This window comes from Streptomyces paromomycinus, from assembly GCF_003865155.1.
Lineage (GTDB): Bacteria > Actinomycetota > Actinomycetes > Streptomycetales > Streptomycetaceae > Streptomyces > Streptomyces chrestomyceticus.
On sequence record NZ_BHZD01000001.1, the window covers coordinates 2,289,352 to 2,312,963 of the forward strand.

General features: G+C 71.0%; 20 protein-coding genes and 2 pseudogenes. 11 read left to right on the forward strand and 11 right to left on the reverse strand.

Features of this window, described 5'->3' with window-relative positions; genetic code table 11:
* Nucleotides 1-62 precede the first annotated feature (62 nt).
* The gene (locus OEIGOIKO_RS09210) at nt 63-602 is read right to left on the reverse strand and encodes a GNAT family N-acetyltransferase (protein WP_125053593.1); all 540 of its coding nucleotides are present in this window, start codon (nt 600-602) and stop codon (nt 63-65) included.
* 97 nt (nt 603-699) lie between these two features.
* Here OEIGOIKO_RS09210 and OEIGOIKO_RS09215 point away from each other — a divergent pair, with 97 nt between their 5' ends.
* The 6 genes from OEIGOIKO_RS09215 (at nt 700) to OEIGOIKO_RS09240 (ending at nt 6,392) form a co-directional block, all read left to right on the forward strand.
* A complete protein-coding gene (locus tag OEIGOIKO_RS09215; RefSeq protein WP_125053596.1) occupies nt 700-1,617 on the forward strand; it encodes an ABC transporter ATP-binding protein in 918 nt (305 codons plus the stop codon).
* Nucleotides 1,614-2,591, forward strand: a complete 978-nt coding sequence (locus tag OEIGOIKO_RS09220; protein WP_125053598.1) for an ABC transporter substrate-binding protein — start codon at nt 1,614-1,616, stop codon at nt 2,589-2,591. Before OEIGOIKO_RS09215 ends, OEIGOIKO_RS09220 begins: the two co-directional genes overlap by 4 nt.
* A 22-nt stretch (nt 2,592-2,613) precedes the next feature.
* Nucleotides 2,614-4,689, forward strand: coding sequence for an iron ABC transporter permease (locus OEIGOIKO_RS09225; protein WP_125053600.1), 2,076 nt, complete (start codon nt 2,614-2,616; stop codon nt 4,687-4,689).
* A 109-nt stretch (nt 4,690-4,798) separates the two neighbouring features.
* Nucleotides 4,799-5,014 (forward strand): hypothetical protein, encoded by a 216-nt coding sequence (locus tag OEIGOIKO_RS09230; RefSeq protein ID WP_125053602.1) that lies wholly within the window; start codon nt 4,799-4,801, stop codon nt 5,012-5,014.
* Nucleotides 5,015-5,082: 68 nt separating this feature from the next.
* Nucleotides 5,083-5,514 (forward strand): helix-turn-helix domain-containing protein, encoded by a 432-nt coding sequence (locus OEIGOIKO_RS09235; RefSeq protein WP_125053604.1) that lies wholly within the window; start codon nt 5,083-5,085, stop codon nt 5,512-5,514.
* Nucleotides 5,511-6,392 carry an alpha/beta fold hydrolase gene (locus tag OEIGOIKO_RS09240; protein ID WP_125053606.1) on the forward strand — a complete coding sequence of 294 codons (882 nt, stop codon included), beginning with the start codon at nt 5,511-5,513 and terminating at the stop codon, nt 6,390-6,392. The genes OEIGOIKO_RS09235 and OEIGOIKO_RS09240 overlap by 4 nt, the downstream gene beginning before the upstream one ends.
* 21 nt (nt 6,393-6,413) lie before the next feature.
* Here the strand turns inward: OEIGOIKO_RS09240 and dnaE are convergent, their stop codons facing one another.
* Complete coding sequence (dnaE, locus tag OEIGOIKO_RS09245) at nt 6,414-10,022, reverse strand: DNA polymerase III subunit alpha (protein WP_125053608.1); 3,609 nt, start codon at nt 10,020-10,022, stop codon at nt 6,414-6,416.
* Between the two features lie 159 nt (nt 10,023-10,181).
* Between dnaE and OEIGOIKO_RS09250 the strand changes: the two genes are divergently transcribed.
* The gene (locus OEIGOIKO_RS09250; protein WP_125053610.1) at nt 10,182-11,129 is read left to right on the forward strand and encodes a LysR family transcriptional regulator; all 948 of its coding nucleotides are present in this window, start codon (nt 10,182-10,184) and stop codon (nt 11,127-11,129) included.
* Here the strand turns inward: OEIGOIKO_RS09250 and OEIGOIKO_RS09255 are convergent.
* The 3 genes from OEIGOIKO_RS09255 to OEIGOIKO_RS09265 all read right to left on the reverse strand — a co-directional run bounded on the left by OEIGOIKO_RS09255 (nt 11,108) and on the right by OEIGOIKO_RS09265 (nt 13,791).
* Nucleotides 11,108-12,223: an NAD(P)/FAD-dependent oxidoreductase gene (locus tag OEIGOIKO_RS09255; RefSeq protein ID WP_246177280.1), complete on the reverse strand. Its 1,116-nt coding sequence runs from the start codon at nt 12,221-12,223 to the stop codon at nt 11,108-11,110. The two genes, OEIGOIKO_RS09250 and OEIGOIKO_RS09255, sit on opposite strands and share 22 nt — an antisense overlap.
* Before the next feature lie 115 nt (nt 12,224-12,338).
* Nucleotides 12,339-12,698 carry a GntR family transcriptional regulator gene (locus tag OEIGOIKO_RS09260; RefSeq protein WP_125053612.1) on the reverse strand — a complete coding sequence of 120 codons (360 nt, stop codon included), beginning with the start codon at nt 12,696-12,698 and terminating at the stop codon, nt 12,339-12,341.
* 1 nt (nt 12,699) lies between these two features.
* Nucleotides 12,700-13,791 carry a DUF1648 domain-containing protein gene (locus OEIGOIKO_RS09265; RefSeq protein WP_125053614.1) on the reverse strand — a complete coding sequence of 364 codons (1,092 nt, stop codon included), beginning with the start codon at nt 13,789-13,791 and terminating at the stop codon, nt 12,700-12,702.
* 264 nt (nt 13,792-14,055) lie between these two features.
* On the opposite strand from OEIGOIKO_RS09265, the gene OEIGOIKO_RS09270 reads away from it, so the two are divergent.
* A complete protein-coding gene (locus OEIGOIKO_RS09270; protein WP_125053616.1) occupies nt 14,056-15,585 on the forward strand; it encodes a helix-turn-helix domain-containing protein in 1,530 nt (509 codons plus the stop codon).
* A gap of 139 nt (nt 15,586-15,724) precedes the next feature.
* Here OEIGOIKO_RS09270 and OEIGOIKO_RS42590 read toward each other — a convergent pair whose 3' ends face one another.
* A complete protein-coding gene (locus OEIGOIKO_RS42590; protein WP_246177281.1) occupies nt 15,725-15,928 on the reverse strand; it encodes a site-specific integrase in 204 nt (67 codons plus the stop codon).
* A 236-nt stretch (nt 15,929-16,164) separates the two neighbouring features.
* Here OEIGOIKO_RS42590 and OEIGOIKO_RS42595 point away from each other — a divergent pair.
* Nucleotides 16,165-16,440, forward strand: a pseudogene (locus tag OEIGOIKO_RS42595) (pyridine nucleotide-disulfide oxidoreductase); the annotation flags it as partial.
* Between the two features lie 64 nt (nt 16,441-16,504).
* Here the strand turns inward: OEIGOIKO_RS42595 and OEIGOIKO_RS09285 are convergent.
* From OEIGOIKO_RS09285 to OEIGOIKO_RS09300, 4 genes are all read right to left on the reverse strand, one after another.
* On the reverse strand, nt 16,505-16,918 hold the full coding sequence (locus OEIGOIKO_RS09285; RefSeq protein ID WP_125053618.1) for a hypothetical protein: 414 nt from the start codon (nt 16,916-16,918) through the stop codon (nt 16,505-16,507).
* Between the two features lie 149 nt (nt 16,919-17,067).
* Nucleotides 17,068-17,688 carry a T6SS immunity protein Tdi1 domain-containing protein gene (locus tag OEIGOIKO_RS09290; protein ID WP_125053620.1) on the reverse strand — a complete coding sequence of 207 codons (621 nt, stop codon included), beginning with the start codon at nt 17,686-17,688 and terminating at the stop codon, nt 17,068-17,070.
* Between the two features lie 13 nt (nt 17,689-17,701).
* Nucleotides 17,702-20,131, reverse strand: a complete 2,430-nt coding sequence (locus tag OEIGOIKO_RS42300; protein WP_125053622.1) for a polymorphic toxin-type HINT domain-containing protein — start codon at nt 20,129-20,131, stop codon at nt 17,702-17,704.
* Between the two features lie 125 nt (nt 20,132-20,256).
* A complete protein-coding gene (locus OEIGOIKO_RS09300) occupies nt 20,257-20,475 on the reverse strand; it encodes a hypothetical protein (protein WP_170251665.1) in 219 nt (72 codons plus the stop codon).
* A gap of 1 nt (nt 20,476) precedes the next feature.
* On the opposite strand from OEIGOIKO_RS09300, the gene OEIGOIKO_RS09305 reads away from it, so the two are divergent.
* Nucleotides 20,477-21,046, forward strand: a complete 570-nt coding sequence (locus OEIGOIKO_RS09305) for an FG-GAP repeat domain-containing protein (RefSeq protein ID WP_170251666.1) — start codon at nt 20,477-20,479, stop codon at nt 21,044-21,046.
* 369 nt (nt 21,047-21,415) lie between these two features.
* Here the strand turns inward: OEIGOIKO_RS09305 and OEIGOIKO_RS09315 are convergent.
* Nucleotides 21,416-21,556: pseudogene (locus OEIGOIKO_RS09315) on the reverse strand (IS701 family transposase); the annotation flags it as partial.
* 701 nt (nt 21,557-22,257) lie between these two features.
* On the opposite strand from OEIGOIKO_RS09315, the gene OEIGOIKO_RS09320 reads away from it, so the two are divergent.
* Nucleotides 22,258-23,439, forward strand: a complete 1,182-nt coding sequence (locus OEIGOIKO_RS09320; RefSeq protein ID WP_307721223.1) for a glycosyltransferase — start codon at nt 22,258-22,260, stop codon at nt 23,437-23,439.
* Nucleotides 23,440-23,612: the final 173 nt, after the last annotated feature.

A 23,612-nucleotide genomic window follows, 5' to 3' on the forward strand; every position in this document is an offset into this window, starting at 1 on the left:
CCCCCTTCGCCCTTTCGTCCGCCCGCGCAAGCCGCCGGGCAGGTCCCGGTCCGGGCTCGGGCTCAACCAGAGACCGCGACCGGGGGCCGCATGCCGAGCCACTGCTCGGCGCCCCATGCCTCGAACCGCTCCACCTCGGTGAACCCCAGCTTCGCCGCGAGGCGCATCGAGCCGAGGTTGGCGGTCTGGGTGGTGAGCACCACTGGCTCGCCGGGGAGCGCGTCGGCGAGCCAGTCGAGTGCCGCCGCACACGCCTCGGCGGCGTACCCGCACCCCCACGCCCGCGGCAGGAACAGGTAGCCGAGATCGACCTTCCCCTTGGCGGCCGGGAGCCGGTGCTCCGTCGCTCTTCTCAGCAGGATCTGGCCGATCATCGACCCGTCGAGAGCAACGACGAAGCTCCCGGGCCACCGCTCGGGCGCCCCGGGCAGCTCGCGCTCCAGCTCGTCACGCGGCCGGGGGCCGCCGAGGTAGGTGTGCACCTCCGGCGAGGCGAGCAGTTCGATGAACGCCGCACGGTCCCGGGGCCCGGACTCACGGAGCACGAGCCTTTCGGTCCGTATGAGGAGAGGTGGCCAGGCGACGGGCCCGAGTCCGGTCATGGCGCGCAAGCTATCGCACGCCCGTGAACCGATCCGGACAAGAAGGCCCGCACCACCCGGATTCGGCCAAAATTTAGGTTAGGCTAACCTTCTCTGCGTGAAGGCCGGTGAAGAACTCCCCCAGGCCGCGCAGCCCCGCGGCCACACCCTCTCCGCCACGGATGTCACCGTGGCGTACGACGGTGTCGACGTCGTGCACGACGCGTCCCTGCGGCTCGCGCCGGGGCAGGTGACCGTACTGGTCGGCCCCAACGGCAGCGGGAAGTCGACGCTGCTGCGGACCGTGGCGCGGCTCCAGCGGGCACGGCACGCGGCGCTGACCCTCGGCGAGGAGACGGACGGCTTCGCCCTCTCCCCCCGCGCGTTCTCGCGGCAGGTGGCGCTGCTGCCCCAAGGGCGGCCCACACCCAGCGGGCTGACCGTCCGGGACGTCGTGGAGTTCGGGCGCTATCCGTACCGGGGACGCTGGGGCCGGGCCGACCCGGACGGGCCCGCGGCGGTGGAGCGGGCGCTGCGCCTGACCGGGGTCGCCGACCTGGCCGAGCGCGGTGCCGAGCACCTCTCCGGCGGTCAGCTGCAACGGGTGTGGCTCGCGGGCTGCCTCGCGCAGGACACCGGCGCCCTCCTGCTGGACGAACCGACGACCTACCTCGACCTGCGGTACCAGGTGGAACTCCTGGACCTGATACGGGACTTGGCGGACGACCACGGGATCGCCGTCGGTGTGGTGCTGCACGACCTGGACCAGGCGGCCGCCGTGGCCGACCGGATCGTACTGCTCCGGTCCGGCCGGGTGACCGCCGACGGGCCGCCCGAGGACGTCCTCACCCCGCAGCGGCTGACGGACACCTACGGCATCCGGATCGAGGTCACCACCGACCCGTCGACCGGACGGCTGCGCACCCGCGCGATCGGCCGGCACCACACCCGGCGGCCGCCGCACGGCGACACGCCGCAACACAGCAAGCACGACGCGCACCACGCGCACAGCGAAAGGCTCGGTGCCACCTCATGAGACGACTCCTCCTCACCGTCGCCGCGGCCACCGCCGCCGCGCTCACCCTGGGCGCCTGCGGCACCACCGAGCCCGCCGCCGACCAGGCGAAGAAGTCCACCGGCCACCTCACCCTCACCGGCGCCTCCGGTACGAAGGTGGAGCTGGACGGGCCCGCCAAGAAGGTCGTCGGCACCGAGTGGAACGTCGTCGAGCACCTGGTCGCGCTCGGTGTCGCGCCGGTCGGCATCGCCGACGTCAAGGGATACAAGTCCTGGGACAAGGCCGTACCGCTGAAGAACGAACCGAAGGACATCGGCACCCGCGGCGAGCCGAGCATGGACACCGTCGCCTCGCTCGCGCCCGACCTCATCGTCGCCACCAGCGACCTGCCCAAGGCCGCCCTCACCCAGCTGCGGAAGATCGCCCCAGTGCTGGACCTGAAGTCCGCCGATGCCGCCGATCCGATCGGGCAGATGACGAAGGATCTGGACCTGATCGCCCGGGCCACCGGCACCACGGAGCAGGCCGGCAAGCTGAAGAAGGGCTTCGAGGCGAAGCTCGCGGCGGGCCGGCAGGAGCTGGAGAAGGCCGGGCGCAAGGGCACCGCGTTCGCCTTCGCGGACGGCTACGTGGACGGCGGCCAGGTCACCATCCGGCCGTACACCGGCGGCTCGCTGGTCGGCGCGGTGAACGAGAAGCTCGGACTGAAGAACCCCTGGACCATGAAGGGCGACCCGGCCTACGGCCTCGGCACCACCGATGTCGAGGGGCTGACCAAGCTCGGTGACGTGCAGTTCGCGTACATCGGCAGCGACGACGACAAGACCAGCAACCCGTTCACCGGGGCGCTCGCCGACAACGCGGTCTGGAAGTCGCTCCCGTTCGTGAAGGCGGGCAAGGTGCACCGGCTGCCCGACGGTGTGTGGATGTTCGGCGGCACCGGGTCGATGGAGTCGTACGTCGACTCCGTCGTCGCCGCGCTGAAGAAGTGACGGCGAGGCGCGCGTAGACATCATGGCCGTCACCACCACCGCTCCCCCTGCCCCCGCCGCGGCGGCGTCCCGGAAAGGCGGCGCGGCAGCGGTGACGGCCGTGCTCGTCCTGCTGATCGCCGCGCTCGCCCTCGTCGACATCGCGCAAGGCACCTCCGGCGTCGGCGCCGCGGAGGTGTGGAAGGCGCTCACCGGGCAGGCCGACGCGGCGGACGCCTCCGTCGTCGTCGCCTCCCGGCTGCCGCGGATGGCCGCCGGACTCCTGGTCGGCGCGGCGCTCGGCATGGCGGGCGCCGCCCTCCAGGCCGTCAGCCGCAATGTGCTCGCCGCGCCCGACACCCTCGCGGTCAACGCCGGTTCGTACTTCTCGCTCGGGCTGGTCGCCGCGACCGGTGTCTCGCTGCCGCTGCTCGCCTCCTCCGGCGTCGCGTTCGTCGGCGGCCTGGCGGCCGCGGCCGTCGTGCTCGGACTGTCCGGTCTGGGCGCCGGGACCGTACGGCTGGTGCTGGCGGGCAGCGCACTGACCCTCGGCCTCAGCTCCGTCACGGAGGGACTGCTGCTGCTGTTCCCCGAGCAGACCGAGGGGCTGTACGCCTGGAACCAGGGCAGCATCGCGCAGAACGGTTTCGGCGGGGTGCTGTGGATGCTGCCGCTCGCCGTCGCCGGGCTGGCCGGGCTGCTGCTCGTCGCCCGCCGGGTCGACGCCCTGGCGCTCGGCGACGACGCCGCGCGCGGGCTGGGCGTGTCCGTACGCGCCACCCGGGTCATCACCGTCGTCCTGGCCGCCCTGCTGTCCGCCACGGCCGTCACCCTCGCCGGACCGATCGGCTTCGTCGGGCTGAGCGCCCCGGCCGCCGTCCGCCTGCTGGCCCGCCGTTACCGCGGCTTCTCCCGGACGCGCGCGAGCGTGACGCGGTCCGCGCTCACCGGCGCGGTCCTGGTCCTCGGCTCGGATGTCGCGCTGCGGGCGCTGGTGCCGTCCGACGTGGCGGTGGCCGTGCCGACGGGCGTGGTCACGAGCCTGGTCGGCGCCGTCTTCCTGGTGGTGCTGGCGACCCGGGGCCGGGACACCGGCGCCGCCGCCCCGCCCGACCGGCTGCACATCCGCAGCCGGACCGTCTTCCTGACGGTGGCCGGGACGCTGATGGCGGCGCTGCTCGCGGTGACCGTCGCGTCCGTACTGCTCGGCGACTCCAAGCTGCTGCTCGGCGACGTCCTGAACTGGACGCAGGGCCGGGCCGGGCGGGTCGTCTCCTTCGTCCTGGACACCCGGGTGCCCCGGGTGCTCGCCGCCCTCCTCGCGGGCGCCGCCCTCGCCCTGGCCGGCACCCTGGTCCAGGCGGTGACCCGCAATCCGCTGGCCGAACCGGGCGTCATGGGCGTCTCCGGCGGCGCCGCGCTGGGCGCGGTGCTTTTGGTGACGACCGCGCCCGAGGCCGGGCCGACGGGCCTGGCCGCCGCCGCTTTCGCGGGCGCCGCCCTCGCCTCCGCGCTCGTCTTCGGGCTGTCGGCGCGCGGCGGCTTCCGGCAGAACCGCCTGGTGCTGGTCGGTATGGGCGTCGCCACCGCGAGCGCCGCCCTGATCAGCCTGCTCATCGTCCTCACCGACCCGTTCAACGCCACCAAGGCGCTGACCTGGCTGTCCGGTTCGACGTACGGGCGCACGCTGCCCGACCTGCTGCCGCTCGCCGTCGTCCTCGCGGTGGGCGTCGCCGTGGCGCTCGCCCGGCGCACCGAACTCGACCTCGTCTCGCTCGACGGGGACACCCCGCGGCTGCTGGGACTCGGCGTCCCCGGGGCGCGCCTCGGCTTCCTGGCGCTGGGCGTCCTGCTGAGCGCGGCGGCCGTCGCCGTGACCGGCACCATCGCCTTCGTCGGCCTGGTCGCCCCGCACGCGGCGCGCGCCCTGGTGGGCCGCCGGCACGTACGGGTGGTGCCGGTGGCGGTGCTGCTGGGTGCGGTGCTGGTGGGTACGGCGGACATGGTGGGCCGGACGGTGATCGCCCCGGCCCAGCTCGGCGCGGGCCTGCTCACGGCGGTCATCGGCACGCCGTACTTCCTGTGGCTGCTGATCCGGACCCGGACCTCGGCACGGTAGCGGGACGACGCCTGGCCACGAGGCGGGCGGGGTACGCGGCACGATGCGGCGCGTACCCCGCCCGCCCGCTTGTGTCCGGCCGTCTTCCCGGCCGGAGGAATGAGGTGCCGTGAAAGGTGTCGGCCGCAAGATCGAGGCTTTCGAGGACCGCACACGGTCGCGCCCCCTGCTCGCCATCGTCCTGGCCGGATGCCTCGTGTACGTCCTCATCGGAGTGACGGCCGCGACGTCCGGGGCGGCAGCCGCCGAAGCCTGGCTGTATCCGCTGCCAGCGATCGCCGTGCCGGGCGCCCTCATGCTGCTCTCCACCCGCAGGGATCGCTAGCCTGTACACCCGACCATCCCCCAACCTTCCCTATTGCTCCTTCCGATAGGGAAGGTTAGGGTACTTTCGTGAACGACCGCTTCTACTCCGTCGACCAAGTAGCCGAACACTTGGGCCTGCACGTCCGTACCGTCCGCACCTACGTACGCGACGGGCGGCTCCCCGCCGTCCGGATCGGCAAGCAGTACCGCATCGCGCACGAGGACCTGGAGACTTTCACCGGCCGCCCGGTACCGGCGGCTCCCGAGGAGCCGGCCAGGGGGCGGCGGCACAGCGAGGCGACGAGCGTCGTGGAGATCGACGCGGTCGACCGCCGGACCGCCGACCGGCTGTCCACCCTCCTGACCAGTGCGGCCGCCCATCGCGGACCCGGCGACCGGCCGCTGCGGATCGAGACGGTGTACGACCCGGAGCGGGCCCGGATGAAGGTCGTCATTCTCGGCGGTCTGGCGGACACGGCCCGGCTGTTCGACTACATGGAGGGGGTGCTCGACTCGTGAGCACGAACGCGAGCACAAACACGAACACAGCCGCGCACACAGCCAGGATCTACAAGTCGGCGGCCGGGGAGCGCGAGCTCCGGCGGCGCTACCGGGAAACCCTGGACAACTGGCCCGTTCCCGCCGAGCGGATACGGATACCGACCCGCGAAGGCGAGACCTTCGTGCTCGTCTCCGGGCCGCCGGACGCGCCTGCGGTGGTCCTGCTGCACGGCTCGGGGGCCAACGCGACCATGTGGCAGGGCGATGCCGCCGCCTGGGCGCGGCACTTCCGTACGTACGCCGTCGACGTCATCGGCGAACCGGGCCTGAGCGCGCCGTCCCGCCCGCCGCTGGCCTCCGACGCGTACGCGCGGTGGCTGGACGAGGTACTGGACGGGCTGGACGTGCCGGCCGCCTCCTTCGTCGCCACCTCCCTGGGCGGCTGGCTGGCCCTGGACTACGCCACCCGCCGACCGGGCCGGGTGTCCCGCCTGGCCCTGCTGTGCCCCGGCGGCCTGGGGAAGCAGCGGGTGGGGCTGCTCCTCAAGTCGCTGCTGCTGCGGCCGTTCGGGCGCTGGGGGATGCGCCGGACGGTGCGCGGCGCCACAGGGCTGGACACGCTGGAGGCCGGGCCGGTCCTCGACCAGGTGGTGCTGACGTTCACCCAGTTCAAGCCCCGTACGGAGCGACTGCCGCGGTTCTCGGACGAGGCGCTGCGCGGCCTGGACGTACCCGTGCTGCTGATCGCCGGTACGAAGGACGCCTTCTTCGACTCGGCGGACACCGCCCGTCGCGTACGGGAGAACGTCCCGGACGCGACGGTGCGGCTGCTGCCCGGGGTCGGGCACGCGATCTTCGGGCAGACGGACGCCGTGTCGGAGTTCCTGCGGGGGTGAGGGGGCGGGTGGACGGGCACCTCATGCGATGCCCGTCCACGCGTCGGCTCCGAACGCGCCCTTCACGTCGGACGCGACGGTGGCGGCGTCCACCGTGGCCTGGAGGGCGTACACGGTCGTCTTGTGCGGACCGCGGACGCTGAGGTGGACGGGGCTGTCGCCCGGGTGGTCCGCGAGGATACGTTTCAGCTCCCGGACGGACGCTTCGGTGATCCGGTGGGCGGGGAGGGCGAGCCGTACGGGCGGGCGTCCGCCGTGCTCGGCGGAGGACACGTCCAGTACCGCGAGTTCCCGGCCGAAGACGTGCACGGTCCCGTCCCGGTCGTCGATCCTGCCCTGGACGGTAACGACGTTGTCCTCGGCCAGCGCGGGCTGCACGAGCTGGTAGGCGGCGGGGAAGAAGAGCACCTCGACGGCGGCGTCGCGGTCCGTGAGCTGCACGATCGCCCAGGCGTTGCCCTGCCGGGTCATCTTGAGCTGGATGCCGGTGATCAGCCCGGACAGCCGCACCTCTCCGGTGGTACGGCCGGAGGCGAGCAACTCGGCGATGGAGCAGTCCCGGGCGCCGGCGAGGATGTGTTCGGCGCCGTCCAGCGGGTGGGCGGAGACGTAGAGGCCGAGCATGTCGCGTTCGGCCGCCAGAAGTTGCCTGCGGGGCCACTCCGCGTCGTCGACGGGGAAGTCGAGGCCGAAGGCCGGCCCGCCGCTCCCGCTTCCGTCCCCCTCTCCGCCCAGTCCGGCGAAGAGGTCGTCCTGCCCGTAACTCGCCGCTTTCTTCACGGGGACGACCGCGTCGACGGCTTCCTCGTGGACGGCCGTGAGGCCCTTGCGCGACTGCCCCAGGGAGTCGAACGCACCGGCCTTGATCAGGGACTCCACGGCCCTCTTGTGCAGTGCGGGCAGTCCGGCCTTGCCGAGGAAGTCGGCGAAGGAGGTGAACTTCCCTTCCCGGCGGCGCGCGTCGACGACGGCCGCGATGACGTTCTCGCCGACGTTGCGTACGGACCGCAGCCCGAACCGTACGTCGTCGCCGACGGCGGTGAACTCGGCGACGGACTCGTTCACGTCCGGCTGGAGGACGCGGACACCGTTCTTGCGGGCGTCGGCGAGGTAGACCGCGGCCTTGTCCTTGTCGTCACCGACCGAGGTGAGCAGCGCGGCCATGTATTCGGCCGGGTAGTTGGCCTTGAGGTAGGCGGTCCAGTACGAGACGAGTCCGTACCCGGCGGTGTGGGACTTGTTGAACGCGTAGCCGGAGAACGGCAGCATGACGTCCCACAGGGCCTTGACGGCCTCCTCGCTGAACCCGTTGCTCCGCATGCCGTCGTGGAACTTGTCCCACTCGGCGGCCAGTACCTCCGGTTTCTTCTTGCCCATCGCACGGCGCAGCAGGTCCGCGCCGCCGAGGGTGTACCCGGCCAGCTCCCGGGCGATGGCCATGATCTGCTCCTGGTAGACCAGCAGGTGGAAGGTGTTGCCGAGGATCGGCTCCAGGGCGTCCCGCAGCTCGGGGTGGATCGGGGTGATCTCCTGGCGGCCGGTCTTGCGGTGCGCGTAGTTGGTGTGCGCGTCGGCCGCCATGGGGCCCGGCCGGTAGAGGGCGTTGACGGCGGCGATGTCCTCGAAGCGGGTGGGTTCCATCTGCTTCAGCAGGACGCGCATGCCGCCGCCGTCGAGCTGGAAGACACCGAACGTGTTGCCCTCGGCCAGCAGCCGGTACGTCTTCGCGTCGTCCAGCGGGATCACGACGGTGGCCGGGTCGCCGTCCAGAGGGTCCACGGTGGCCAGGCTGACGCCCCGGTTCTCCCGGACGTTCTCGATGGCCTGGTCGATCACGCCCAGGTTCCGCAGCCCCAGGAAGTCCATCTTGACCAGGCCCATGGCCTCGCAGGACGGGTAGTCGAAACCGGTGATCTTGACGCCGTCCGCGGCGCGCATGTGCAGCGGGATGCGGTCGGTGAGCTTCGTCTTGGACAGGATCACCGCGGCGGCGTGCACACCGGTGCCGCGGGTCAGGCCCTCCACGCCGCGGGCGGTGTCGACGACCCGCCGCACGTCCCGCTCGCCCTCGTACAGCTGCCGGATCTCGGCGGCCTCCGCGTACCGCTCGTGGGCGGGGTCGAAGACGGCGGCCAGCGGCGCCGGTTTGCCGTTCTGGTCCGGTGGGAGCGCCTTGGTGATCCGCTCGCCGTGGGCGTAGGGGTAGCCGAGGATGCGCGAGGAGTCCTTGATCGCGTTCTTGGCCTTGATCCGGCCGAAGGTGTTCACCATGGCGGTGTACTCGTCGCCGTACTTCTCGGTGACGTACCGGACCATCTTGTCGCGCTGCCGGTCGTCGAAGTCGAGGTCCACGTCCGGCGGGTTGATGCGCTCGGGATTCAGGAACCGTTCGAACAGCAGGCCGTGCTCCAGGGGGCACAGCTCGGTGATACGGGTGGCGTAGGCGACCAGGGAGCCGGTGGCGGAGCCCCGGCCCGGACCCAGCGGAATCCGGTTCTGCCGGGCGTGGCGGCAGATGTCCGCCACGACGAGGAAGTAGGAGCTGAAGCCCATCGGGCCGATGACCGCCATCTCCGTCTCGAAGCGCTCCAGGATGTGCGGGGGCACCGGACTCCCGTAACGCATCGCGAGCCCTTCGAGGACCTCCTTGCGCAGCCACGACTCCTGTGTCTCGCCTTCGGGCACGTCCGGGAAGCGCGGCATCTCGTCGACGTGGTCGAAGACCTCGTCGTAGGACTCGACGCGCTCAGCGACCAGCAGGGTGTTGTCACAGGCCGCCGGCAGCTCCGCGAAGAGGCGGCGCATCTCGGCGGCGCTCTTGAGGTAGTAGCCGGAGCCGTTGAAGCGGAAGCGGTTCGGGTCGTCCTTGTTCTTGCCGACGCCGATGCACAGCAGGCTGTCGTGGGCGTCGGCCTGGTCCTCGGTGACGTAGTGCGCGTCGTTGGTGGCCAGGAGGGGAAGGTCCAGATCCTTGGCCAGGCGCAGCAGGTCCGCCCGGACCTCCCGCTCGATGTCCAGGCCGTGGTCCATCAGCTCCAGGAAGTAGTGCTCGCGGCCGAAGATGTCCTGGTAGGCCGCGGCGGCGGCCCTGGCCTCGGCGTACTGGCCCAGCCGCAGCCGGGTCTGGATCTCCCCGGAGGGGCAGCCGGTGGTGGCGATGATGCCCTCCGGCCGCCCGGCGATCAGGTCACGGTCCATGCGCGGCTTGCCGGCGGGGAACTGGCCCTCGTAACTGGCCTGCGTACTGAGCCGGAACAGGTTCCGCAGGCCCTGGCTGTTCCGCGCCCACATGGTCAGGTGGGTGAAGCGGCCGCCGCCGGAGACGTCCTTCGAACCCTCACCGTCCGCGCCGACGGCGCGCCGGCCGCCCGGCCCCCAGAACTCCTGCTTCCGTGCGAACCGGGACGACGGTGCCACGTACGCCTCGATGCCGATGACCGGCCTGATGCCCTCGAAGTCCTTGGCGACCTGCGCGAACTCATAGGCACCGAACATGTTGCCGTGATCGCTCATGGCGATCGCCGGCATGCCCTGCCGGGCCACCTCGCCGAACATCGGCCGCAGCTTCTGCGCGCCGTCCAGCATCGAGTACTCGGTGTGGTTGTGCAGATGGACGAAGGATTCCGGCACGGGTGCATCGCCTCCGGGAGGGGGCCAGGGGGAGCCAGGGCGGAGGCCCCGACAAACCGCAGGTTGACCGGAGACATCCAAGCGAGCGCGGAACGCCTGGATCAAGCAACCGAGCGGCTGCCCGTAATCAACAATCGGTTGTCCGCCTAGGATGTCGGCGTGGACCTCACTGCCGTACGCACCTTCGTCGCCGCCGTGGACGCGGGACAGTTCCAGGAAGCCGCCGCCGAACTGTCGATCACCCCGCAGGCCGTCTCCAAGCGCATCGCCGTGCTGGAGAAGGACCTCGCCGTGCCGCTGTTCAGCCGTACGGCCCGCGGGGCCCGGCTCACCATCGACGGGCAGGCGTTCCTGCCGTACGCCCGGGCCCTCCTGCAGGCCGAGGAGCGGGCCGCCGCTTCCGTACGGCCGGGGCGGCGGGCGCTGCGCGTCGACGTGATCGGCCGCCGGGTCTCGGTGGCCGGGCTGCTGCGCGGCTTCCACCGCGCGCATCCCGAAACGGAGCTGGACGTGGTGACCCTGTTCGACTTTGACACGGCCGTCGCCGCCGTCCGGTCCGGGACCATCGACGCGACCTTCCGCGCCGTGACCATGCCGGGCCGGCGGCTCCCTGACGAGCTGCGGGCCACGCCCGTCTTCGACGAGCCGCTGCAGTTGTTCACCGGACCGGCGCACGAGTTCGCCACCGCCCGCGCGATCACGCCCGCCCAGCTCGCCGGGCGCCGGATCTGGATGCCCGGCAACATGCCCGGCACCGAGTGGGCCGCCTACTACGACGAACTCGCCGCCGCCTTCGGTTTCACCGTCGAGGCGACCGGCCCCAACTTCGGCATCGAGCACCTCCTCGACACGATCGCGGCCTCCTCGACCCTGGCGACCTTCGTCAGCGAGCAGACTCCCCTGGTCTGGCCGGCCGGTCACGACCTGCGCAGCATCCCCCTGCACGACCCGACCCCGGTCTACCCGCACTCACTGATCTGGCGCGCCGACAACCCGCACCCCGCCCTCACCGCGCTGCGCGAGCACCTCACGTCCGCGTACCCCGGACGCCCCGAGAGCGGGACGTGGGTTCCGGAGTGGACACTTCAGGGCCGCAGCCAGGTGTAGACGGCGGTGCGGGCACCGAACTTCGCGTAACGGCAGACCCGTTCCTTGGCCACGGCCGCGGCGCGCCCGGCGAAGTAGACCCCCCGCGCGGTACCGTCCCTGCGATCGGCCTGGAGCAGCCCGTCGCGCCGGCCCAGGCACACCCCCTGCCCGGTGTACCCCATGGCGTACGGCTTGGGCGCGCGTCCCTGGAGCATCCGCGCCAGCGTGTCCGCCGCATGTGCGCCCTGCGGCATGGCCGTCGCGCAGGCCGCCCGCGCACCGGGAACCGCCGCGCAGTCGCCCACGACGAAGATCCGCGGATCGGTGACGCTGCGCAGATACCCGTCGACCACCGCACGCCCGTCGCCGTCCACCACAAGTCCGCTGCGGGCGGCCAGATCGGGCACGCTCCCGATGACCGCCCACAGCGTGAGGCCGGAGGCGAACCGTCGCCCCGCCTGGAGACGCACCACGTCGCCGCCCCCTTCCCCGGCGCCGGCGTCGACCCGTTCGACGGTGCCCTCCACGACCTCCACGCCCAACCGCTCCAGCCCCGTACGCACCCGCTTCCGCGCGCACGCCGACAGACTCGCGCCGATCGTCTGCCCCACGAGGCGCACCCGGAGGCCGGGCCGCCCGAAGGCGATCTCGGCCGCCGTCTCGATGCCCGTCAGCCCGCCGCCGACGACGGTGACCGCCGCCCCGCCGGGCAGCGCTGCCAGCGCGGCCTCCGCCTCCCGCGCCCCCTCCCAGGTCCCCGTCGCGACGGTGCCGGGCAGCGGTGCGGCCGTGCTGCCCACCGCGAGGAACAGGTGATCGAAGTCGAGGCGCACCCCGTCGTCGAGCGCGACCTGACCGTCACCGATCTTGTCGACGGTGCCCACCCGCGTCGCGATCCCCTCGCTCAGCATGGACGCCAGCGGCACCGCCGCGGCTCCGGTCCCCGCGACCTGCTCGTGCAGCCGCACCCGCTCGACGAAGTCCGGACGGGGGTTGAGCACCGTGATCTGCGCTGACTTCACCTTCTTGGCCAGCCGGTTCGCCGCGATCGTCCCCGCGTAGCCCGCTCCCGCCACCAGGATCTTCATGTGCGCCTCCCGTTGTGTAGTCACTTCACACACGAGACAGCCCGGGGCCCCGCATCTGTGACAAGCGGCCCGAGTGAACTGCATCACCCGAGATCACCAGGCACCGGCACACAGCCCGTTCCCCTCCCTCGCCCCTCCCCTATCCCATCGACAGCCTCGCCCGGACCAACGTCACGACTTCATCGTCCGTGAGGCCGAGGGTGCGGGCCTCGGCCACCAGCCGGCCCACCTGCTCGGTCAGACGCACCCGGGCCGGAGAGGCGTCGCCGGTCACCACGGCGCCACGGCCGCGCCGGAGTTCGATCAGGCCCTCGTCCTTCAGCCGCTGGTAACCGCGCAGCACCGTATGGACGTTGACGCCCAGGGACTCGGCGACCGCACGGGCCGCGGGCAGCCGTTCGCCGGACCGTACGGAGCCTTCGGCGAGCGCGCCACGGACCGAGGCGGCGATCTGGTCGCCGAGCGGGACCGGGGAGCTGTGGTCGACACGGAAGAGCACGTCAGCCTCCTTGGCCGGGGGCGGAGGAGCCGGGGCCGGGGCCGGAGTCCGGGCCGAAGCCGAAGCCGGAGTCCGGGCCGGAGCCGGAGTCCGGGCCGGCCGTGCGGGTCCTGGCCGCGAGCGCGTTCAGGAGCGCCGCCGCGGTGGCCGCGTCGTCGACCGTCACCACGAACACCCGGCCGTTCGTCAGCCGCAGCGCCAGCGCCTCGCCGGTGCGCAGCACGATGCCGCTGCGCCCGGACCGTATCCGGTAGCCCCAACCGCCGAAGTCGACCAGCGGGCTGACCCGCTGGACTCCCGCTTCGGCCACCCGGGCGAGGGGGATGCGCAGGCGGGGACGCGCCACCACGGGCGAGGCGACGGTCAGACCGTGGTGATCGACGGTGACCCGTACCCCCGCGAACGCGACACAGAGCAGACACACGACGGCGAAGACGGCCGCCCCTGCCCAGCTCCCCGAGACGCCGATGAACACACCCGCGACCAGGAGCCCGGGGCCGAGGACGAGCAGAGCGGGCGAGCCGACGGTCCGCGACCAGCTCGCCCGCTCGCCGTGCCCGAGCGCGAGGGCCGGTGTGCTCCGCGACGGCCCGGCCACCTTGTCCGCCCGCACCCGGTCAGGCCCGGCGCACAGCCATCCCACCGCCCCGCTGAGCACTGCCACCCCCAGGGCCATGACCAGGTACGTCATCGGGAACCGGACCGCCGAGGCGTCGTCGGCGTCCGCGTTCACCAGCAGGTTCGACACACCCAGACAGCCGAACAGGCCGGCCAGTCCGTAGCCGGACCCGATCGCCCAGCGCAGAGCGCCCGCCGCTTCGTTGCGGAGCACCAGTACGCCGATGACGGCACCGAAGACGAGTGGCACCACCGCCCACGTCATGAGGAAATCGGAGGCGGCGGCGACACCGTCACCGGTGCCGTCGGCGGTGAAGTGCACGGCCAGCGGATCGGGCATCCGGTCGCGCAAGGTCCAGAAGACCGTGGCGACGGCCGCGAAGGCGAGGAGGAACGGCAGTACGGCGATCAGCGCCCGCCAGGGGCGACGGGCGTCGGGCGGCCCGACGGCGGGTCCGGCAGGTACGGCATTCATGAGCACCCCCGTAGTAACTTGTTCGCATAGCAATAGAACAACCATAGAACAACCGCACCACACCTGGGAACAACCGGAGACAACCGAACACCACCACCGACCCACCCCGCCGGCCCGAACCGCGGACCGGATCGGACCGCACCGAACCGCGAGCCGGACCGCACTGCACCGAACCGCGAACCGAACCGGACTGGACGGGCAAAACACACCCCACCCCCGCACCCGACTACTCGCCGATCTCATATCTGAGATACCGTCTTGCTCATGGCAGACGACTACCTCGTACGTATCGGCAGGCTCATCCGCGACGCGCGGCAGCATCGGGGCTGGACGCAGACGCAGCTCGCGGAGGCGCTCGGCACGAGCCAGAGCGCGGTCAACCGCATCGAACGCGGTAACCAGAACATCAGCCTTGAGATGATCGCGAGGATCGGCGAGGCCCTGGACAGTGAAATCGTCTCGCTCGGGTACGCGGGACCCATGCACCTTCGCGTCGTCGGTGGCCGGCGCCTGTCCGGGAGCATCGACGTCAAGACGAGCAAGAACGCGTGCGTGGCGCTGCTGTGCGCCACGCTCCTCAACGCGGGCCGCACCACCCTGCGCAGGGTGGCCCGCATCGAGGAGGTCTACCGGATCCTGGAGGTGCTGGGCAGCATCGGCGTCCGCACCCGCTGGATCAACGACGGCAACGACCTGGAGATCGTGCCGCCGGCCGAACTCGACCTGGACGCCATGGACACGGAGGCGGCGCGCCGCACCCGTAGCGTCATCATGTTCCTCGGTCCGCTGCTGCACCGCATGGACAACTTCAAGATCCCGTACGCGGGCGGCTGCGACCTCGGCACCCGGACGATCACCCCGCACATGACGGCACTGCGCCACTTCGGCCTGGAGATCACCGCCACCGAGGGCACCTACCACGCCGACGTGGACCGCTCCATCTCCCCCAAGCGCGCGATCGTGCTGACCGAGCGCGGGGACACCGTCACCGAGAACGCGCTGCTGGCCGCGGCCCGCCACGACGGCGTCACCGTCATCCGCAACGCCTCCTCCAACTACATGGTCCAGGACCTGTGCTTCTTCCTGGAGGAGCTGGGCGTACGGGTCGAGGGCGTCGGCACCACCACACTGACCGTGCACGGCGTCGCACGCATCGACCGCGACGTGGACTACGCGCCGTCCGAGGACCCCGTCGAGGCGATGAGCCTGCTGGCGGCCGCCGTCGTCACCGAGTCCGAACTGACCATCCGCCGCGTCCCGGTCGAGTTCCTGGAGATCGAACTCGCCGTCCTGGAGGAGATGGGTCTCAACCACGAGCGCAGCGCGGAGTACGCCGCCGACAACGGCCGCACCCGCCTCATCGACCTGACGGTCCGCCCCTCCAAGCTCCAGGCCCCCCTGGACAAGATCCACCCCATGCCGTTCCCCGGCCTGAACATCGACAACGTCCCGTTCTTCGCGGCCATCGCGGCCAGCGCCCAGGGCCAGACCCTGATCCACGACTGGGTCTACGACAACCGCGCCATCTACCTCACCGACCTCAACCGCCTCGGCGCCCAGGTCAAACTCCTCGACCCGCACCGCGTCCTCGTCGACGGCCCCACCCGCTGGCGCTCCGCCGAAATGATGTGCCCGCCGGCGCTGCGCCCCGCGGTCGTCATCCTGCTGGCGATGATGGCGGCGGAAGGCACATCCGTCCTGCGCAACGTCTATGTCATCAACCGGGGTTACGAGGACCTGGCGGAGCGGTTGAACTCGATCGGGGCGCAGATCGAGATCTTCCGGGACATCTGATGTCGCGATGCCGCCGCCCCCTTCCTGACCTGCACGAAAGCGAGTCTGGAAGGAGTGCGGCGGCACCTCTGGGACTCATCTGGGACTCCTCTGGGACTTTGGGCCGGGATCGGGCTTTTCCCGGCCGCCCGGGCTACAGCTACGCGAAGACCGCGTCGATGGCGGCTTTGCGTCGTGCGCCCGCGCGGGGCAGAAAGTGCGCGTACTTCCGGAGCGTGGAACCAGGGTCCGAGTGGCCGAGCCACCGGGCCAGGGAGACGACAGACTCGCCCGCCTCCAACTCCTCGCAGGCGTAGAAGTGGCGCAGGGCACAGCCGGCCTCGGCCAGGGCGGGTTTCCACACGTAGGAGTTGAAGTGGTTCCGGTCGACCGTTTTGCGCTCGCGACCGGTCTCCGGAGGTCGTACGCCCTTGGCCAATGGTGCTTGGCCTCTACCGAGGTCTGCGGAGGGCTCGGGTCGTCCCACGGCATCGTGACCGGCACCGGTGCAAAGAGTCCCATGTGCTGCCGCAGGGACTTGGCCACGCTTGTGGGCAGGGGTACATCGCGGGCCTTGCGACCCTTGGGCGCACAGACCTGCGCCAGCCCCTGTTTCAGAAGAAGGTCTGTTCCGGCGGCTGCACTGTTGAGGCGGACACCGTCCTGTACGCCACCGGGTTCCGCGCCGCCATCGACCACTTGACTCCTCTCGGCCTTCGCGAACCCGGCGTCGGCATTCGCCTGGACAGAACCCGCGCCGTCCGGGACCCCCGTGCCCATCTTGTCGGCTACGGCCCCTCCGCCGGCCCCGTCGTACGCACGGCCGTACGCGGCATCCGGAAGTTCCTGCGGACGGACCTCAGCACCGTCGCTTGACTGCACATCCGCCCGCGGCTGCGCGCACTTCGCGCATACGGCATGCCGCAGGCTTCCTCCGCACTCACGACCGCGTCGCCCCCGGAGAGGCCGCCACACAACTGGCCGTACCGAAGGCTCCCCTGGCCGTGGCCCGCTTCACCTCCTTGCCATTGATGTAGATCACACAGTCCGCCTGGCCGCCCTTTTCGCCCAGCATCAGACTGACATTCGGCGAGGTCGCTATTCCGGTCAGGGCAACCTCCTTCTTCCATGGCACCTCCGGGTCGTCGATCGACGCCGAGGATGTGCCCCTCTTGGCGCCGCCCTCATAGGTGACGGTTCGCACGTCACTTCCGGTCACCTCGTACACGACCTCGAATGTGCTGGCGTCCAGCTCCTCGAATGCACTCGTGTTGTCGCCGGCGCAACCGGTGAGCCATACATGCGCCGTCCCGGCGGCAAGCGCAAGCAGGGCGATGCCGTTTTTGCGTTTCATATTCTTCTCTGCAGATGGTGGATCGCGGCAGGGGAAAAGCTGGGACAACGACGGACGGCCGGTGTGGCGGACACGCGTTCCGCCACACCGGCCGACGGCCGTACCAGCGCTGAGGTGCCCGTCTCAGTACCTCCGCACCGGCGTCCCGGCTACTGACCGAAGGCGCTGGTGACCTCACTGATGGGAGTGCCCGGCGGCAGGTCGCGCACCTGAAGTGCCGCCTGCGTGCACAACTCGAAGTAGACCTCGCGGTCCACGAGGTGCAGATTTTCCACCTCGTCCTCGCCCCCGAGGAACAGCGGAACCTTGTACCCCACTGCCTGGTCGCGGCGCAACGCCCCGGCGGACGGGTCGGCCGCACGCCACTCCTCGTAGAAGGAGAACGCCAGGGCATCGTCTTCCCCCGCCACGACCTCGTGCCACTCGTCGAGGTCGCACTCGGTGCCCAGGTATTCCCCGCCACCGGGGTCGACGACGATGACCAGACGCCGGGTCTCGCCGGCCCGGACGTCCAGTGCCACTTCCCGGCCGAGCCAGTCGAAGGCGAAGGGATGGAAACTGCCCTCGAAGCCGTCGATCAGGCGTGCACAGGAGGCCGCCGACTCGGCCGCCGACTCCGGGGTGTGAAATCGCAGGAAGCCATGCGCGAGTGTGGTCCCGGCCAACCGCCGGAAAAGGTCCGCCAGCGGTTCCGGGGCGTTCCGGTCCGCGGAATCGGAGGTGACGGTCTCGGTGATGGGAAATGCCGCGGTGAGAGATGCGAGAGACATGAGTCTGCTCCTCCTACTTGATGGTCACTGATTTGATCTTGTCGCCAGGCTTCAGCCCGTGCTGCCTGATGCGGGCCATGATCTGGGACCCCAGACTCCTGTTGACCGATTTGTCGAGGGCCCAGAGATTGGAGAATTCGTCCCTGCCGCCCAGCTGCAGATCAATCAGATGGTCGGCATCCTCGTCCTTGTGGATTTTGCCACCGCCCCTGACGAACACCTTCCGCTGGGTTCCCTTGCGCTTCACCGGCGTGACCACCAGGTCCGCGTTGTTGAGAGCTGCGACCTTGTGATCAGCTGCTGCCTTCTGGGCGCTTGTCCACCCCTCCTTGTAGTTCAGGTCAATATTGCAGTTGTGCGTCAGGAGGGCTTGTCCGGCCCCCGTGCCCGCATAGAAGGTATGCGTGCTCTCGACCGTCAGGTTGTGGACGGTCGCGTTCTGCGTCCACGCCTGGACCGCATCGATCCGGACCCAGGTGCCGGAGCTGGTCCGGAGCCACATGCCGGGCTTCAGGTCGCCCGCGTCCACCCATTTCTTGAGGTCGGGGACCCAGAAGGGGTGGCCGGCGGTGGCGATCAGGGCGCCGTCTCCGGCCTGTGCCCCGCCCTTGCCGTCGTCGGCCCGGACGGTGATCTTGACGAGGTCCTTGCTGCCGTCGCCGATGATCGTTGCGACCACGGCCTCGGCCTTGGTGCTGCCTGTCTCCGGGTCGGTGGCCAGGACCTTGTCACCGGTCCGGATCTCTTCGATCGGCTTGCGGGTGCCGTCGGCCATCAGGACGGTGGTGCCGGGCACGAAGCTGTTGGGGGTCGGGCAGCCCTGCGGCTGCACGGCTTCCCTGACCTGTTCCTTGGCCTGGTTCCTGACCTCGTGCTTGACCTGCTGCTTGATCTGCCGTGAGCCTTGCGGCCTGGCCTTCTTCGGAGCCGGCTTGGGCCTGGGGCGATAGGTGGGTTTCGCGCGCGGCTTGGGGCGCTGCTTGGCGACGTGCCGGTACTTCGCCGCGCGCTTGGGAGCTGCCCGGTTGGCCGTGCGCTGCTTGGCCTTCGCGCGCTGCCGCAGCGCGTTGGCCTTGTTGCGCTTGGCGCGTGCGCCGGCCTCGCGCATGGCCCGGTCCCGCGCCTGACGCATCTCCCTTTCCATGCGACGTTGCGCGTCGGCCTCCCGCCGCAGGAGCTCGCGGGCCCTCTTCTGAGCGGCGGACGGCCCCTTGTTCGGCTTGGCCGCCTTGCCCTTGCTGCCCTTGCCGGCGCCCTTCTTGCCGCCCTTGAACAACTTGGGGATGACCTTGCCGGCGCCGCGGATGAGCACGCCCCAGAAGAGCCCGTCCGGGTCGGCTTCGGTGACCGGCGCGTTGTTGGCGTAGGCGTACGCGTTCATCGTCTGCGGGGTGCCGAAGTCGATGACGGGGTCCACGGAGAGGAAGCGTCCGGTGGCCGGGTCGTACTCGCGGGCGCCGAGCTGGGTCAGCCCGGTGTTCCCGTCCTCACGTCCGGCGACGAAGCCCCGGTTGCCCGCCCAGACACCTGGCTTGGTGCCGCGGTCAGTGCCGAAGGGGGTGAGCAGGCGTCGCTCTACCGGCAGGCCCTCCTTGCCGACACCGATCTGCGTGGTGCCGCTGTCGTGGTGGTCGGTCAGCTGGAGGTCGAGGGTGCCCTTGCCGTTGGTTCCGTCTCCCTCCTCGGCGGTGCGCACGGTCACGGCGCCGTCGGGGTGCTGGTAGTAGCGGGTGGTGGCGAGCTTGCCGTCCTTGCCCGCGGTCAGCTCGGTGTCGCCGAGGTAGAGCGTGGTGCTGCCGTCGGCGGCGCGGTGGATGAGGCGTTCGCCGTCGGCGTCGTAGAGGTTTTCGGTGGACTTGTCCCCTTCGGTGATCTTGGCGAGGTTGCCCTCGGTGTCGTAGGACAGCTTCTGGATGTTTCCGCCGACCTGCCGCAGCGTCATGTTGCCGGCCGCGTCGTAGGCGTAGGTGCTGGCCGAGGTGCCCTGGGGGCCCTTGGTCTCGGCCTTGGTCAGCGTCCGGGGCTGGTCCTTGCCCTGGCCCGGGTAGCTGTAGCTGCGCGTGACGTCCTTGGCGGGGTCGCCACCGGTGTCGTGCTCGACGAGCTGGGTGCGGTTGCCCACCGCGTCGTACTGGTAGCTGTGCCAGTACGGCTGCGGGCCGCCGACGGTCGCCTTGGACGGCGCCGCGGCGCAGCCGTCAGTCGCTGTCCAGGCGCCGGTCATCCGGCGCAGGGCGTCGTGGGTGAAGCACTGGGTGTCGGGCTGTCCCGCGTCGGGCATCGAGGCGCCCGGAGTGCGGGCGATCCTGGTGATGTTGCCGGTCGGGTCGTAGGTGTAGGCGGTGTCGTCGATACGGTGGCCGGTCTGCTCCTTGGCGTCGCGGTCGTGGACGGTACGGGTCAGCCGGCGGGTGTGCTCGTCGTAGAACGAGGTGGTGTACACCTTCTTGCCGAGGTCGCCCGCCTCGCTCCGCAGCAGTTCACCTGAAGGCGAGTACTGCAGGTTGGAGGCGTAGACCGACAGCCCGCCCAGAGCGACCGGCAGGTCGTCGCTGTTGTACCGGATGGCTACGCGTTCCTGCTTGAGCGGGCCGACGGCGGTGCCTTCGTCCAGAACGGCAGGCCGGTTTCCTTGGTGTAGCCGTGTTCGTAGGCGTAGGTGCCCGCGAGTTCGCCCTCGGAGTCGGGGATCACGATCTGTGTCCCGGTGGGCTGGTAGGCGTGGTTGTAGCCGGTGACCTCGGTGCTCTGGGTGTACCCCAACACCGGGTTCGGTGCGGTCGACACGGTGAATCGCTGGGAACTGACGCAGTTCGACGACGCGTTGGAGACGCGGACGATCGATCAGGTCGTCTCCGGCGGTGACATCACCGGCGATGGTCACCCCGACCTGCTCGCCCGTGTCGGCGACAGCGTCTGGCTGCTCGTCGGCAGCCCCCTCGGCTACATCGACGAGGCGTACCCGCTCGCCGACAGCGGCTGGGCCCGGCGCACCCTCGTCGCCCCCGGCGACATGACCGGCGACGGCCGGGCCGATCTCCTGGTACGCGACGACGCAGACGGCAAGCTGTACCTCTACCGGGGTGAGGCCGACGAGGACACCGGCGGAACGCTGCCGGTGAGCCTGGTGACCGGTACACCCGGCGTGTACGGGAACCGAAGCTGGCAGAACAACAGCCGACCCATGATCATCGCGCCCGGCGACGCCGACGCCGACGGGGTCACCGACCTGTGGGCGACCACTGCAGACGGAGACAGCGGCGACCTGCTCTTCTACCCGACCCGCCCCGGCAGCTTCACCGACGGTGATCCGGTCAAGGTCGGCTGGGGCTACACGTCGATCGGCGCCATCGCCTGAGCCCTGTCCCGGAGCAGCGCAGAACCCGACGATTTTGGCCGTCTCGGCGAGCACGGGCGTTCCCTGCTGATGGACGAAGCTCGCTGACATCTGTGAGGCCGCGCCGTACGGCCGCCGCGCACCCCCGTGTGCGTAGGGCGGCGTACGGCGGAGTCGGCAGACGCTCGCCTGGTACAACGGTGATTGCCGTGTCTGCTGGCCGGTTTCAGGAGCTGTGCCCCGCGTTGTTCGTAGTGGCTGACGTGCGCTTGGTGCTGACGCGGGCTTGGTGCTGGCGCCGTCGTCGCCGGTGTGACCAGTGCAAGTTGTGCTCAGCCGAAGCCGGCCGCCGGTCGCCGGTCGCCGGTCGCCGGTGAGCGAAACGGTTGATCAGACGCCGGGTCTCGGCGAGGCTGGGGTGGATGAGCTGGGAGGATCCGTTTCTGGTTTCTCCGTGTCCCGCTCGCGGCCCCACAGAACGGCCAGGCAGACGTGGGCAACCATGGACAGCGTCATGTGACGGTGCCAGCCCGAACCTGCCAGCTGCCCGGTCGAGATGCCCGTGGATACCGGATGCAGGCTTCAGACCCCGCCGGGTCGCGAGCCGCTTCTGGAGCGCAAGGACGGAGCGGTCCCGGAGCGCAAGGAACGGAGCGGTCCCGAAGCGCGACGCCGGGACCGCTCCCGCTGTTCCATACGGCTCGCGAGCCCGGCCCGTCGGGGCAGCGGCCCCCGTTCCCGTCCGCCCCCCTCCTCACGTGCCCCGACTCCTCCGGCCGGCGGCCCCCGTTCCCGTCCGCCCCCTCCCCACGCGTCCCCGGGACGGGCCTTCCCCGCCCTCCCGCAGAGCCCCTCTCGGCCACCCGTCCCCGCCCGCAGATTGACTTCTCCGTCAAAGAGGCAGCGCTCGGGCGCCGCTTGGGCTGTGGTGATCTCTTGGCAGTCCGTCGCGGGCGGACCGGTCAGTGCTGTCCGGGCCAGGGGCCCGGCCTCGTCCTGCCCGGTGGTGTGCGGCGCCGGACTGCGGACGCGCGTCCGTGAGAGGGGTGGTGTCCCCTCGGCGGGCGGCCCGCCGACCCTCGGTGGGCGTGTGACTGGCTGATCCCTCAGGAGGAACCGTGGCACCCGGCTCGTCGTCTTCGATCCCCCGGCCCGCAGCCTCGGCTCGGCGGCAGCCGGTGCCGGCCGCCGATGACGGGTCACCGGGAGCGTCCGGTGGTACGGCGCTCGCGGTGTCGCTGATCGTGCCGACGTTCAACGAAGCGGAGAACATCGACGAACTGCTGGACACCGTGAGCGCGGCCCTGCCCGAGGGGCTGGCCGTCGAGGTGCTGTTCGTCGACGACTCGACCGACAACACCCCCGAGGTCATCGAGAAGGCGGCGGCGCGGTACGCGATGCCGGTCTCCGTCCTGCACCGCGAGGTGCCCGAAGGCGGACTCGGCGGTGCGGTGGTCGCAGGCATCGCGCGGACCAGCGCGCCCTGGATCGTGGTCATGGACGCGGACCTCCAGCACCCGCCCCACCTGGTGCCGGAGCTGGTCGCCGCAGGCGAGAGCGCCGGCGCGGAGCTGGTGGTGGCCAGCCGGTACGCGGCCGGCGGCAGCCGGGGCGGGCTGGACGGGGGCTACCGGATGGCGGTGTCCGGGGTGTCCACGAAGGTGACCAAGGCGCTGTTCCCGCGGCTGCTGCGGGGTGTGTCCGACCCGATGAGCGGGTTCTTCGCGATACGCCGGGAGGCCGTCGACCGGGCGGCGGAAGCGGCCGAAGCGCAGACGGACGCGGGGGGCGGTCTGCGGCCCCTCGGGTACAAGATCCTGCTGGAGCTGGCGGTGCGCTGCCGGCCGCGCTCGGTGGTGGAGGTGCCGTACGCGTTCGGGGAGCGGTTCGCCGGGGAGTCCAAGTCGACGGTCCGGGAGGGGCTGCGCTTCCTGCGGCACCTGGCGGAGCTGCGGACGAGCGACAAGCGGGCCCGGATGGTGGTCTTCGGGCTGATCGGGGTCACCGGGTTCGTGCCGAACCTGCTGGCGCTGTGGGCGCTGACCTCGGGCACCTCGCTGAACTACGCGGTGGCCGAGGTGCTGGCCAACCAGCTCGGCGTGCTGTGGAACTTCGTCCTGCTGGAGGCGGTCGTCTACCGCAGCGGACGGCCGGGCGGGCCGGGCGCCCGGCTTCTGGGGTTCGCGGCCCTGAGCAACGCCGATCTGGTGGCGCGCATCCCGTTGATGATGCTCTTCGTCGAACAGGCGGGGATGCCTCCGGTGTCCGCCACCGCGCTCAGTCTGGTCGTGGTGTTCGTGCTGCGCTTCCTGCTCGTGGACGGGCTGGTCTACCGGCGCCGGGGCCGGGCCGCGGCCCGTGAGCGCACGAACGCCCAAGGTGGCGGGGCAGATCGAACCGACCAGGCTGTTTAGCTGACGAGGCAAACTCGTGGCGGCCCGGAACGGCCGTCCCGGAGACTCCGCGGTGTGATCGACACGATCACGAGGGTCGTGACGACCACGGGGGACGGTGCGGTCGTCGCGCCGAGATCCCGGAACCTCGGACCTCCTGGACGGAAAGAGGCAGGGAGACGTGCGCACAGTTC